The organism is Listeria sp. MAN/IMW/UF555 (assembly GCF_058684075.1).
The window spans coordinates 346,046-359,287 of record NZ_JBZWZS010000003.1; the positions used below are offsets into that span (position 1 = coordinate 346,046).

Annotated in this window: 12 protein-coding genes; 9 read left to right on the plus strand and 3 right to left on the minus strand. The window is 39.3% G+C overall.

The features are described from left to right. The first annotated feature begins 30 nt into the window (after positions 1 to 30). Positions 31 to 474 (plus strand): VOC family protein, encoded by a 444-nt coding sequence (locus tag AC4PG8_RS11450; RefSeq protein WP_003772844.1) that lies wholly within the window; start codon positions 31 to 33, stop codon positions 472 to 474. Positions 475 to 493: 19 nt separating this feature from the next. Here AC4PG8_RS11450 and AC4PG8_RS11455 read toward each other — a convergent pair whose 3' ends face one another. Both AC4PG8_RS11455 and AC4PG8_RS11460 read right to left on the minus strand, forming a co-directional pair. Further along, entirely contained in the window at positions 494 to 955 is a 462-nt protein-coding gene (locus tag AC4PG8_RS11455) for a GNAT family N-acetyltransferase (RefSeq protein ID WP_492170387.1), read from the minus strand. A 53-nt stretch (positions 956 to 1,008) separates the two neighbouring features. Further along, positions 1,009 to 1,743: a MerR family transcriptional regulator gene (locus AC4PG8_RS11460; protein WP_492170388.1), complete on the minus strand. Its 735-nt coding sequence runs from the start codon at positions 1,741 to 1,743 to the stop codon at positions 1,009 to 1,011. A 79-nt stretch (positions 1,744 to 1,822) separates the two neighbouring features. Here AC4PG8_RS11460 and AC4PG8_RS11465 point away from each other — a divergent pair, with 79 nt between their 5' ends. Further along, entirely contained in the window at positions 1,823 to 2,542 is a 720-nt protein-coding gene (locus AC4PG8_RS11465; RefSeq protein ID WP_185539155.1) for a glucosamine-6-phosphate deaminase, read from the plus strand. A 41-nt stretch (positions 2,543 to 2,583) separates the two neighbouring features. On the opposite strand, the gene mbcS is transcribed toward AC4PG8_RS11465, so the two are convergent. Then, entirely contained in the window at positions 2,584 to 4,161 is a 1,578-nt protein-coding gene (gene mbcS / locus AC4PG8_RS11470; RefSeq protein ID WP_160464610.1) for an acyl-CoA synthetase MbcS, read from the minus strand. Positions 4,162 to 4,356: 195 nt separating this feature from the next. Between mbcS and tadA the strand changes: the two genes are divergently transcribed. From tadA to AC4PG8_RS11505, 7 genes are all read left to right on the plus strand, one after another. Beyond that, entirely contained in the window at positions 4,357 to 4,827 is a 471-nt protein-coding gene (gene tadA, locus AC4PG8_RS11475) for a tRNA adenosine(34) deaminase TadA (protein WP_003764308.1), read from the plus strand. Between the two features lie 382 nt (positions 4,828 to 5,209). Next, complete coding sequence (locus tag AC4PG8_RS11480) at positions 5,210 to 6,616, plus strand: cytochrome ubiquinol oxidase subunit I (protein WP_003722078.1); 1,407 nt, start codon at positions 5,210 to 5,212, stop codon at positions 6,614 to 6,616. Continuing rightward, entirely contained in the window at positions 6,603 to 7,616 is a 1,014-nt protein-coding gene (cydB, locus tag AC4PG8_RS11485) for a cytochrome d ubiquinol oxidase subunit II (RefSeq protein WP_003727651.1), read from the plus strand. The genes AC4PG8_RS11480 and cydB overlap by 14 nt, the downstream gene beginning before the upstream one ends. Next, on the plus strand, positions 7,616 to 9,340 hold the full coding sequence (gene cydD / locus AC4PG8_RS11490) for a thiol reductant ABC exporter subunit CydD (protein ID WP_492170389.1): 1,725 nt from the start codon (positions 7,616 to 7,618) through the stop codon (positions 9,338 to 9,340). Before cydB ends, cydD begins: the two co-directional genes overlap by 1 nt. Continuing rightward, positions 9,340 to 11,079: a thiol reductant ABC exporter subunit CydC gene (cydC, locus tag AC4PG8_RS11495; protein WP_185539228.1), complete on the plus strand. Its 1,740-nt coding sequence runs from the start codon at positions 9,340 to 9,342 to the stop codon at positions 11,077 to 11,079. Before cydD ends, cydC begins: the two co-directional genes overlap by 1 nt. 141 nt (positions 11,080 to 11,220) lie before the next feature. After that, entirely contained in the window at positions 11,221 to 12,183 is a 963-nt protein-coding gene (locus AC4PG8_RS11500) for an LPXTG cell wall anchor domain-containing protein (protein WP_185334227.1), read from the plus strand. 42 nt (positions 12,184 to 12,225) lie between these two features. After that, on the plus strand, positions 12,226 to 13,164 hold the full coding sequence (locus AC4PG8_RS11505) for a GW domain-containing glycosaminoglycan-binding protein (protein ID WP_003764300.1): 939 nt from the start codon (positions 12,226 to 12,228) through the stop codon (positions 13,162 to 13,164). Positions 13,165 to 13,242: the final 78 nt, after the last annotated feature.

A 13,242-nucleotide genomic window follows, 5' to 3' on the forward strand; every position in this document is an offset into this window, starting at 1 on the left:
TAGTGTCTCAAAAACAAAGGAGCGATTTTTATGGCAAAAATGTACCCGTATTTGGCTTTTGAAAATGCAAAAGAGGCTTTAGGATATTATGAAGAAGTGTTCGGAGCAACGAATATTTCAAGGCTTCCAGTAAGTGAGGAACAAAGCGAAATGTTTGGTCTAGCAAAAGAAAACCTAGAGAACACAACAGTTCACGGTGGCTTTACCGTCCTTGGGGCAAATTTATTTTGTTCAGATTCATTCGGCAAAGAAGTAAAACCATCCAACCAAATCTCGATTATGCTCGATTCTAACAGTGAAGACCCTGTGGCTGTAGCAGATGCAGATGCTTTCTTTGAAAAAGTAAGTTCATCGGGAAGAGTGACAGTAACTTTACCATTTGAAGAGCAATTTTGGGGCGGGAAAATGGGGCAATTCGTCGATGAGTACGGAATTTCCTGGATGATTCATACGCAACCTTATTCTAAACTATAAAAAGCAGTGGACCGAGATATTAGCTATCTTGGTCCACTTTTTCATTTGGATTCAATTTTGTCATTAAGTAGTGTTCGCCAATGCCAGGAATGACAAACGATTTGCCAACTTTACGATAGCCATGTTTTTCATAAAAACCAACAGCGACAATCCGCGCATTGCACCAAATAATATCTGCGCCGTGCTTCCAAATTTCCGCTTCACCTTCTGCAAGTAATGCTGTGCCGAGGCCTTTTAAGCGCATCCGTCGTTCTGTTGCCACACCGCGAATTCGGTACTGAGCAGGATTATTAATAATGGCTGATTTTTCCGGATAAAAACTCGCAACTCCAAGTAAAACATCCTTTTCAAAAGCGCCTAAATGAAAAGTACCTTCCATTTCATCATTAGGGTAAATTGCGTTTTCCTCAGGTTGTTCTGGGCGAAGAACCCGGTGCCTAATATCTTGCGTGTCTTTTGCTTTGATTTGCTTGATTTCCACGGCGCCCACCTCCACGTTATTTCTTTCTATTATAACCAATCTTTCTAAAATATCTATTCAAAAGTCAATTTTGTTTCATAGGAATAACCGTGAACCAGCTCTTGGTTAATCCAAGCCACCGTTTCTTGTAAAAGGTAATTTTCATTTTCTAGAGGAGTTTCCCAGTTTTGCGGCGTGACAAAAGCTTGCCGCTCGCTTGATAACAAACGCCGTTCACCAAGTGCGCCAATAGAATGATCTAGTTCAATGAAAAGATAAGCCTGCCCGTCTAACATAAAAAAACCAGGAAACTGCTGATAGCTTTTCGAAAGACCGAGGCGACTCACAGTTTTCTGAACTTCTTGATGGAAATCTGGGTCGTTTAAAATATCCGCATGAACAGGTGTTAGAAGTGTCTCTGTAAGCAAAAGTCGGGCAGTTGTTAGGAGCTGTGTCGTTTCAGTTTCCCGTTTTAATAAACCTTGATAACGATCAATAAGCCACTTTTTACGGGCAATGCGAGCTTCTTCATCCATTAGTTTTTGTTGATATTTAATAAGTAAATCGGGTAAGCTTTCCGATGTATTTTTGTCGAGATATTGTTTGAGTTCTTGCAAGGAAAACCCCATATACTGCAACGCTTGAATGAGGTTAAGTTGTTCTTCTTGAGCCGTTTTGTAGTAGCGATACCCGGAAGTCGGATCGGTAAAAGCAGGGACCAAAAGACCAATTTTATCATAATAGCGCAGTCGTTGAATGGAGAGTTGGCTTTTCTTTGCCATTTCCCCAATGGAAAAAAGCGGTTCCACATTTATCACCCTTTCGTCTTGACTCTATAGTTACTATACACTTTATCATAAAGGTAATTCAAAGCGAGAGGTGAAAAAAATGAAAATTATTGTGGAAAAAGATTACGAAAATATGAGTAAAACAACGATGCAACTGCTTCTAGGGAAAATGTATCAAGACAAAAAGGTTCATTTGGCAATCACAGCAGGCTCGACACCGAAGCGAATGTATGAACTGATGGTAGAAGAATTGAAAGATAAAGCGCCACTGAAGAATGTCAGTTATTATAATTTTGACGAAATTCCAATTGGAAACGAAAAATATGGCGTAACTATTGGTAATTTAAAAGCGATGTATTTTGATCCGGCGGGCATTCCTGAAGAGCAAATTCACATGTTAGATACGAAAAACTATACAGAACATGAAGCGCATTTGAAGGAAGTTGGTGGCTTGGATGCGATTTTAATCGGGATTGGTGAAGATGGTCACTTCTGCGGAAACTTACCTGGTGTAACCAAATTCGGCGATGAAACGCGACTTGTTTCCGTCCAATCGCGCCCAGATATGTTCGATATTTTGCTCGGAGAAGTTGGCGGCGACGCAGAAAAAGTCCCAGAATATTACGTAACAATGGGGCCAAAAAGCGTCATGCACGCAAAAGAAGTCATCCTATTCGCAAACGGCAAGAAAAAAGCAGCAATTATCAAAAAAGCACTACAAGGCCCAGTAACAGAAGACATTCCAAGCTCGATTTTCCAATTACACCCTATTTTCACAGTGGTGCTGGACGAGGAAGCGGCGAGTGAGTTGAATATTTAAAAGAAAACCCAACCTTCTGTTTAGGAAGGCTGGGTTTTTGATTATCCATGCACACTAGCAAACTCCGCATCACGCAATTCAACGCGACGAATTTTACCAGAATCAGTTTTCGGTAACGCTTCAACAAACTCAATCCGGCGCGGGTACTTATATGGAGCCGTTTGTTCTTTCGTAAATGTTTGTAATTCATGCACAAGGTCTTCCGTGCCTTCGTATCCATCTTTTAAGACGATGAATGCTTTTACGACCGTACCGCGGATTTCGTCAGGACTTGCGACAACGGCGACTTCTTTTACGGCTGGGTGATGTGTGAGCGCGTCCTCTACTTCGAACGGTCCAATCGTGTAGCCAGAGCTAATAATAATATCGTCATTTCGTCCTTGGAACCAGTAATAATTGTCTTCATCGCGGATAGCACGGTCACCAGACACAAAATAATCACCACGAATCGCTTTTTGCAAACGTTCTGGTTCTTTATAATACTCTTTGAAAAGTGCTGGGAAGTCTCTGCGCATTGCGATGTCCCCAATTTCACCGACACCTACCGGATTTCCTTCAGCGTCAATAATTGCCATGTATTCTGGCATAATCGGTTTACCCATCGAACCTGGGCGGATTGGCGTATCAACCAGTGTCCCAATCAATAATGTACTTTCCGTTTGACCATAACCATCACGCACTTTAATATCAAAATTGTCTTGGAAAACTTGAATAACTTCGCGGTTTAAAGGTTCTCCTGCTGATACGGCACTGCGAAGGGCACTTAAATCATGTTCGCGTAAATTATTTACTTTAGCCATTAAACGATATTCTGTTGGTGTACAGCATAGCACATTGATTTTTTCTTCTTCCAGTAAATGTAGTTGTTTTTCTGGAATGAAGCGACCGTTGTAAATGAAGCCAGTCGCACCTTTTCCAAGTACAGAAAGGAACGGAGACCAAACCCATTTTTGCCAACCAGGACCTGCTGTAGCCCAAACAATATCGTCCTCATGAATGTCTAACCAATGATCAGCTGCGATACGAATGTGCGCGTAACCCCAACCGTGAATATGTACAACACCTTTAGGATTACCAGTAGTTCCACTAGTAAATGCAAGTAGGCAAGCGTCATCGCGAGACGTTTCTACGCGTTCAAATTCAGTCGATGCAGTTTCCATTAGTGTTTCGTAGTGATCCCAGCCGGATAATTTTTCGCCAACAATAATTTTTTTCGATACAGAAGGAATATTTTCGATTTTATCAAATTCAGCGGTCATTCCATTGTAAGAAACGATTGCTTTTACGTTAGCATGGCGGATGCGGTATTCTAAGTCATGTGCTTTAAGAAGCTCGGATGCCGGGATAATTATGGCACCAGCTTTCCACAAGCCCATGTAAATGGCATAAGTTTCTAGTAGTCTAGGCGTCATAACAATGACATGGTCACCTTTTTTCACGCCAGCATCTTTTACAACGTTAGCAAATTTGCTCGCTTGTTCCAACAAGTGGCGGTAACTCCAAGTTTTTGTTTCATCGTGTTCGTTTTTCCAAATTAAAGCAGTTTTTTCAGAACTAAATTTAGCAATCTCGTCGGTGATATTATAAAGTTCTGGAGCAATTAATTTCTCTGAATTCATAATGATTCTCCTTTGCAAGTAGATTGTATATTTTGATAATTTTGTTTTAGTACCTAGTATTAATATATGGTAATATAAATGCCTTATGAAAGCAACTAAAAGTATTCCTGTGAAAATTTGAGCAGATTATTCTTACATCTAATACAAGCTATGATAAAATGGCAGTGAGTGATTTTTGAGAAATGAGGTGCATAGATGGAACAAGATTTCTTTATGCAACAAGCGCTTGAGGAGGCGAAGAAGGCACGGGAAATTGGAGAGGTTCCAATTGGTGCAGTTGTTGTTTTAGATGGAGAAATTATTGGTCGCGCACATAATTTACGCGAAACTACCCAGAATGCTGTGACTCATGCGGAGTTACTTGCAATTGAAGATGCTTGTAAACACCAAAATTCTTGGCGTCTTAGTGGCGCAGAACTATATGTCACGCTAGAACCATGTCCGATGTGCAGTGGAGCAATTTTACTTTCGCGAATTGACAAAGTTTATTACGGAGCAAAAGATCCAAAAGCCGGAACAGCAGGCTCATTAATGAATTTATTACAGGATGATCGATTTAACCATACGTGTAAAGTAGAAGCTGGATTATTAGAAGCCGAAAGCAGCGCAATGTTAAAAAGTTTCTTCCGGGAATTGCGAAAACGTAAAAAAAAGAATAGGTCTTAATACTCATTATACTAAATCATGCTTTTACGATTTCTATTGTGAAATAAAAAGCAATAAGTCTTATCAACATTTACAGCCACTTAATAATTGCGAAATTTATCACAATCTCTCAAAAATAAAATAACATCTAAAGTACTAAATAAATTTACCTTAAAATAGGATAAAATATACTCCAGATAGAACTCATTATAAAGTAAAAATCTTTCTTAACTAGTTCCTAAACCCGTGAAAAATAAGGATTACATATTATTTTATTATGCTTTGTGAATTACAGAGCAACTGGGCGCATCACTTTGGGCGGTTTTTCACAAGGTTTTTAAGAAAGAAGCAAAAAAGCAAGGGACTAAACAGCAATTTTAAGCATAAAAAGGAGGAGAAAAGGGTGGATAAACTATTTTTAGCCCGTTTTCAATTCGCATCAACAACGATTTTCCATTTTTTATTTGTACCACTTTCAATTGGACTTGTATTTATGGTTGCTCTTATGGAGACGTTGTATGTCGTGAAGGGGAAAGAAATTTACAAAAAAATGTCGAAGTTTTGGGGTCACATATTCCTTATTAACTTCGCGGTCGGTGTCGTAACCGGTATTATTCAAGAATTCCAGTTTGGGATGAACTGGTCGGATTACTCTAGATTTGTTGGGGACGTATTCGGAGCACCACTTGCTATCGAAGCGTTACTTGCATTCTTTATGGAATCTACGTTTATCGGACTTTGGATTTTTGGTTGGGACAAACTTGGCAAAAAGCTTCATTTAGCTTGTATTTGGCTTGTTTCAATCGGAACAATCATGTCTAGTTTCTGGATTTTAGCTGCAAACTCATTTATGCAACATCCGGTTGGTTTTGAATTTAAGAACGGCCGCGCAGAAATGAATGATTTCTTGCAACTTATTACTAATGGACAACTGCTCGTGGAATTCCCACACGTTATATTCGGGGCATTTGCCACTGGGGCCTTTTTCATTGCTGGTGTCAGTGCGTATAAGATGCTCAAAAAACAAGATGTCGCCTTCTTTAAACGATCATTCCAAATTGCAATGGTCATGGCGGTAATAGGTGGATTTGGTGTGGCTTTCAGTGGTCACTCGCAAGCACAATACTTAGTTAAAACTCAACCTATGAAAATGGCAGCAACAGAAGGGATATGGGAAGATACAGCTGACCCAGCTCCGTGGACAATGATTGCCAAAATTAATCCGGAAGAGAAGAAAAACGAATGGGAAGTCAATGTCCCATACGCACTAAGTTTCTTATCTTACGGAACATTAACTGGTAGCGTGGAAGGTATGAACACGCTGCAAAAACAATATGAAGAAAAATATGGTGAAGGTGACTACATCCCACCAGTTAAAACAGCATTTTGGAGCTTCCGTATCATGGTTGGCGCAGGTATGTTAATGATTCTATTCGCGTTAATCGGTATCGTGCTTGCTTGGAAGAAAAAACTCGTTAATGCAAAATGGTATTTACGTTTCATGATTCCAATGATTGGCTTTCCGTTCCTAGCGAACTCCATGGGTTGGATTATGACAGAAATAGGGCGACAACCATGGGTAGTTTTCGGTTACATGAAAACCGCTGATGCCGTATCGCCAAACGTTTCATCAGGACAAATTTTGTTCTCGATAATTGCGTTCTCGACAATTTATACGATTTTAGCCATTCTATTGGTTTACTTATTTATACGTGAAATTAAAAAAGGACCAGACGGACACAAACCAGAAAAAGCAGAGATTTCCGTAGATCCATTTGATAAGGGGGATGAAAGCTTTGTCACTAAATGAGTTATGGTTTCTATTAATCGCCATCTTATTCATTGGATTCTTCTTCCTTGAAGGTTTTGACTTTGGTGTTGGGATGTCTACACGATTTATGGCTAGAAATGCACTGGAACGCCGCGTGCTCGTTAATACGATTGGACCGTTCTGGGATGCAAATGAAGTATGGCTATTAACTGCAGGGGGCGCGATTTTCGCGGCTTTCCCAAACTGGTATGCAACAATGTTTAGTGGGTATTATATTCCACTAGTATTCTTATTACTTGCTTTAATTGGTCGTGGGGTTTCTTTTGAATTCCGCGGTCAAAAAGATTCACCGCTTTGGATAAAAACGTGGGATTGGGTTATTTTCTTCGGTAGTATTTTACCGCCATTTCTATTTGGTGTATTATTTGCTAGTTTGATTCAAGGTATGCCGATTAATAGTGATATGGATATGTATGCTGGTTTCTTTGATTACATTACCGTATTCTCCGTATGGGGTGGCGTGACGATTACGCTTATGTGCCTACTTCACGGCTTACTATTTATTACTTTACGTACAGAAGAAGATATTCAAGACCGTGCTCGTCGTATGGCGAAACGTGTTTGGTTTATTACTGTACCAGCTCTAGTAATTTTCGTTGTACTTGCTTACTTCAATACAGATATGTTCCAAGTTAGACCTGTACTTGTACCACTGATGATTGGAATTGTAGTCGTTATGTACGTGCTATCTGCCCTGTTTATTTGGAAAGATCGTGATATTTTAGCATTTACATTCGGCGGACTTGGAATTGTCTTCACGATTGCGACGATTTTCGTGTCACTATTCCCACGTGTAATGATCAGCTCTATCAACAGTGCGTTTGATTTAACTATAGAAAATGCAGCTTCCGGACAATATTCGCTAAGTGTGATGACGATAGTTGCCGTTACGCTATTGCCGTTTGTTCTTGGTTACCAAATTTGGAGCTACTATGTTTTCCGTAAGCGCGTTTCTAGTAAGGAGAAAATGACGTATTAATGGGAAAAGATTTAAGGAACTACAAAGGAATTAAAAAAATAATGGCGATTCTCGCAGTTTTCACGCTTGTTCAAGGTGCTGCGATTATCGTGATGGCGATAACTTTAGCTCGTGCGATTACTGACTTATTTCACGAGCATCCATTTCAATCAGTCACAATACAAATAGGTCTCTTCGCAGGGGCCTATTTCTTGCGTCACTTTTTGAACGTATGGAAAAAACAAATCGTTTATCGCTATGCTGCAAAACTTGCGAAGACAATGCGAGAAGAATTACTAGATAGTTTGTTCGCGCTTGGACCGCGTTTTGCACGAGCGGAAGGAACTGGGAAAGTTGTAACGATGGTAATGGAAGGTGTAGCTGACTTCCGGAATTATTTAGAACTGTTTCTACCTAAAATGATGAATATGGCTATTATTCCAGCGATGATTTGGGTTTATATTGCTTTTCAAGACTGGACTTCCGCTTTTATTTTGATGATTACTTTGCCGATTTTAATTGTATTTATGATTATTCTAGGATTAGCCGCGAAAAAACAAGCTGATTCGCAGTTTGAAACATATCGTGTGCTGTCCAATCACTTTGTAGATTCGTTAAAAGGCTTAGAGACTTTGAAATATCTAGGATTAAGTCATGACCATGAAGGAAAAATTGCTTCGGTTAGTTCGCGCTACCGGAAAGCTACGATGAAAACGTTACGTGTGGCATTTATGTCTTCATTTGCGCTAGATTTCTTTACAATGCTTTCGATTGCGCTTGTGGCTTTATTCTTAGGTCTTGGCCTTATTGACGGTAATATGAACTTGCCGATTGCGCTAAGTGTTTTAATCCTTGCGCCAGAATACTTTTTACCAGTGCGTGAAGTTGGCTCGGATTACCATGCCACACTTGACGGGCAAGAAGCTGGCCGAGTTATTCAAGGTATTATTGACCAAGCTAAAGCGGACAAGCCAGAAACGGACGCTTTACCGCTAACTCCATTTGCTGAAAATACCGAGTTCTCCTTTGAAAAAATTACTGTGAAGCACGGCGCAGAAGATGCTGAATCGCTACATGAAGCAAGTTTTACTGTGAAAGGTTTTGAAAAAATTGGGATTATCGGTGCGACTGGTGCTGGGAAATCGACGTTAATCGATGTTTTAAGTGGCTTTTTGACACCAACTTCCGGAGATTTTCGCTGGAATGGAAAAACTGGTGCGGCGCTTGCTTCAACTGATTGGCAAACCCAAGTAACTTATATTCCACAACATCCGTACCTTTTCCATGATACAATCGCTGGAAATATTCGCTTTTATCATCCTAATTCTACCGAAGAGGAAATGAAAAAAGCAGCCGAATCAGCTGGTTTAAACAAACTTGTGGCCGGGCTTGAAGATGGCTATGAAACGCTTGTTGGGGAATCAGGGCGGATGCTTAGTGGTGGGCAAGAACAACGTGTTGCGCTTGCTCGGGCTTTCTTAACGGATCGTCCAGTTGTACTAATGGATGAGCCAACAGCGCACTTAGATATTGAAACAGAATACGAACTAAAAAAACCAATGCTAGACTTATTTGAAAATCGACTTGTCTTTTTCGCGACGCATCGCTTGCACTGGATGCTTGAAATGGACAGAATTATCGTTTTAGATCACGGGGCTGTGGTCGAAACAGGAACGCACGAGGAACTACTGGGGCGTAAAGGGTTCTATTACAATTTAGTCAAAGCCCAATTGGAGGAAGTATGATGCGGAAAAGTAGCTGGATTATCCCATATATTAAAGAAAATCGCGGCTTGTTTTTACTTGTCATTTTCCTTGGAACGCTAACTTTTGCCTCAGCTGGAGCGCTTATGTTTACATCGGGTCATTTGATTTCAAAATCGTCCCTGATGCCAGAATCAATTATGGCTGTCTATATTTCGACGGTCGGAGTGCGCGCATTTGGTATTATGCGCTCGGTTTCACGCTATGTAGAACGACTTTCGAGCCATTCGCTTGTCCTTCGAATTTTAGAAAAAATGCGTGTTCGACTGTATCGTTTACTTGAACCACAAGCTTTACTACTAAAATCGCGCTATAAAACTGGCGATATTCTAGGTTTGCTTGCTGGTGATATTGAACATTTGCAAAACTTCTATTTGACTACGATGCTACCGGCAATTGTTAGCCTTGTACTTTACGCAATCGTCGTTATTTCACTTGGAGCATTTTCAATTCCATTTGCGGCGCTTTTCGTACTTTTAATTGGACTACTCGTGCTGGTGCTGCCATGGGTCTCCCTTTTATATGCTCGCGGCAAGAATGCTTATTTAAAACAAGGTCGAAACAGTTTGTATCAAAAATTTACTGATGCTGTTTTTGGTATTAGCGATTGGAAATTTAGCGGTCGTGAAAAAACATTTATTACGAATTATGAAAAAGACGAGGCGGATATGCTTCGAACTGAAAATAAACAGTTTCATTTTGTTAATTGGCGTGATTTCTTTAGCCAGTTAGTTGTTGGTGTTATGGTTATCGTGATGGTCTATTGGAGCACAGCTGAATCTCGTGATGGCGCGTTTTCTGGAACAATGATTGCTGCTTTTGTTTTAGCTATAATGGCTCTTGCAGAAGCGTTTGTACCAGTTTCAAGCGCTATTAGTGATAAATCGCTCTACCAAGATTCGCTAGCTCGTCTAGACAAAATAGAAGACCCGGCGCTTCCAACCTTTGAAGAAGAAACGAAAGAAATTGCCCGTATTAATACTGAAAATGTAGTTTTAAAAGCAGAAAATTTATCTTTCGCTTACGATAAAAAGTCGCCTAAAATCTTAGACGGTTTTGACTTTACACTTGAACAAGGTGAAAAAGTGGCGATTATCGGTCGAAGTGGTACAGGGAAATCAACTTTTCTTAAATTGGTTCAAGGAGCTTTACTGCCAACAGCTGGAAAAGTAACAATGAACGGTGTTGAGGTGGAGAATTTAAGACCGCAAATCCCTGAAATTACATCAATGTTAAATCAAAAAGCACATCTTTTCAGTACAACGGTTTTAAATAATATTCGCTTAGGAAATCAAGATGCCACCGATGAGGAAGTTTATGCGGCGGCAAAAAAAGTTCAGTTACATGATTTTATTATGAGTATGCCAGATGGCTACCATACACAAATGAGTGAGATGGGCGAGCGTTTTTCTGGCGGGGAACGTGGTCGGATTGCACTAGCTCGGATTTTACTTCAAAATACGCCGATTGTTATTTTAGATGAACCGACAGTAGGACTTGATCCCATTACAGAACGAGATTTGCTAGCAACTATTTTCGAAACATTAGCCGATAAATCACTTATTTGGGTAACGCATCATTTAGTCGGAGCAGAGAAAATGGACCGAGTATTATTTTTAGAAGAAGGAAAAACATTGATGGAAGGCCGCCACGCCAAATTAATGGCAGAGGAACCAAGATATAAACGGCTTTATCAATTAGATAGACCTATTGAATTATAGAAAAAAGCTTGCTAAGAAAAAACTTAGCAAGCTTTTTTGTAGTACTTTCTTAACATTTGTAACAATATTGTAATTTAAAATTGACTTTTGACTCATTTCTGCTTATGATTAATATATGAAAAAACGAAAGGGGAATTTATTATGAAAAAATTCCACGGGCTGGTACTTATAGCTTTGTTAACTAGTCTTATCATTCCATTTTCATTGGCCGCAAGCGCTGAAACAAATGAAAATGGTAACAATGTAACTCCAACAGAAGATAAATCAACAGATACTACTAAAAATACAATCACTGAAGATCCTTCAAAAACACCTGAACCGCCAAAAGAAGCACCAAAGACTAAAACTACTGAACCACAAAAGGTTACTGAACCACAGAAGAATACTACACCAACAACTATCGACATTACCGATTCAGCTGAAGTTTACTCCTATGAACAAAACGATAAAATTGCGCTAAAAGATTTTACAGACACATTAACAACACATACAGGTACTAAATTAGTAAATTATCGCTTAGCAGAGAATTCTAAACTGAATACAGCAGAACCAGGTATCCATGTCATCACCTTACTTGGGGAAAATGAAGAAGGCAAAACTACAGCAGTCAAATTAAATTATTTAGTAAAAGAAAAAACAGCCCAATTAACTGTCACAGATATGAATTTTGATTTAGAAACAAAGATTTTTACTGGAAAAACGAAACCATTCGCAAGTGTCTACATTACTTCTCCCGTAGATGAAAATTTTGGCGAGGGAGTAACAAAAGCAGATAAAGATGGCAATTTTTACGCGCAGTGGGCTACAGTGCCGAAAAAGATTTTCGCCTATGCTTTCGATGAAGCGGGTAATTTCAGCGAAGAAGTAACCTACGAAGTTCCAACGAAAAAAGAAAATGACGTGGTTGTTAAAGCTCCGGCAAACGTGAAAAAAATCGAAACAACTAACGCAGTAAAAAGTGCAACGGCTAAACCAAGCACACCTAAAGCATCCAAAGAAGACTTACCTGCAACAGGGGATCAAGGCGTGGAATGGATTTTCGTTGTAGCAGGTGTTATAGTTATCCTTATAGCAATATTACTATTACGCAAACGAAAAAAATAAGCTAATTGTCATAGGGAATAACTCGAAAAAAAGGAGCGAATAATGAAGAAGTTATTAAGCGGTTTAATTATTGTTCTAATGGTTAGCCTCCTTGGTCACTCCTTTAACGCCGAAGCAGCAACGTATGAAAAAATCATTTACGACAAAGCAGTTAATTTAAAAGGAGTAGTCAATCAGTCGAAGCGAAACGATGGTATTAATAGCAAAATATACAAGACAAGTAGTAGTGTAAAATATCTCGGTTCGGCAAAAAAGTATGATAAAAAGACATTGATTATTACTCGCGAAGGAAAAACAGCTAGAGCAAAATGGTATTATTGCAAGCTAGGAAATACGAATATTGGTTGGATTGACGCCCGAGCTTTCACGAATATCGGCAAACCAACTATCGCTGACACCGTTCCAGCACTTTGGAATAGTAAAAAAGCAATTATTACAACAAAACCAAAAAGCACTACAGCAACGACTTACTTTTTCCAGAAAAATAGTGCCGGCAATTGGTATGAAGTTCGCCATTTTACGAGTCATATTGGAAAATGGGGTTTTGATCCAAAGTTCTCTGAAAAAAGCTCAGGGACACCAGTTGGCGTTTACCGCACAGGCATTGCTTTTGGTCAAAAAGGAAATCCAGGTACGAAATTAACTTTTAAAGCAATTACTAATCGTAGTTATTGGATTTCTAATTCTAAAGATAAAGCTTATAATACCTGGCAGGAACGTTCTTCTTCTAGTTCTGCCGACGAAAAAATGAAAATCCCACAATACATTTACGGGATGGAAGTTAAATACAATGCTAAACGTATAAAAGGAAAAGGTTCTGCTGTGTTTTATCACGTAGACTCCCCGAAATATAATTATACTTTAGGTTGTGTAGCACAAAGCGCAGCAAACACAAAAGAAGTACTTAAATTTGCCGATAAAAACACATTAATAGTGCTAGGTGAAGAAAGCCGAATTAAAACATTTAATACGATAAACTAAGCTAGAGAATTTCTCTAGCTTTTTCTTTTGCAAAAATCCAAGTAGCCTAGCCCCAAAATTTATACTATTTGACGTATA

What these genes read in the sequence shown, in the direction of transcription:
- AC4PG8_RS11450 (WP_003772844.1), top strand. Translation starts at nt 31, where the DNA reads ATGGCAAAAATGTACCCGTATTTGGCTTTTGAAAATGCAAAAGAGGCT.
- tadA (WP_003764308.1), top strand. Translation starts at nt 4,357, where the DNA reads ATGGAACAAGATTTCTTTATGCAACAAGCGCTTGAGGAGGCGAAGAAG.
- AC4PG8_RS11465 (WP_185539155.1), top strand. Translation starts at nt 1,823, where the DNA reads ATGAAAATTATTGTGGAAAAAGATTACGAAAATATGAGTAAAACAACG.
- AC4PG8_RS11500 (WP_185334227.1), top strand. Translation starts at nt 11,221, where the DNA reads ATGAAAAAATTCCACGGGCTGGTACTTATAGCTTTGTTAACTAGTCTT.
- AC4PG8_RS11505 (WP_003764300.1), top strand. Translation starts at nt 12,226, where the DNA reads ATGAAGAAGTTATTAAGCGGTTTAATTATTGTTCTAATGGTTAGCCTC.
- cydC (WP_185539228.1), top strand. Translation starts at nt 9,340, where the DNA reads ATGCGGAAAAGTAGCTGGATTATCCCATATATTAAAGAAAATCGCGGC.
- mbcS (WP_160464610.1), bottom strand. Translation starts at nt 4,161, where the DNA reads ATGAATTCAGAGAAATTAATTGCTCCAGAACTTTATAATATCACCGAC.
- cydD (WP_492170389.1), top strand. Translation starts at nt 7,616, where the DNA reads ATGGGAAAAGATTTAAGGAACTACAAAGGAATTAAAAAAATAATGGCG.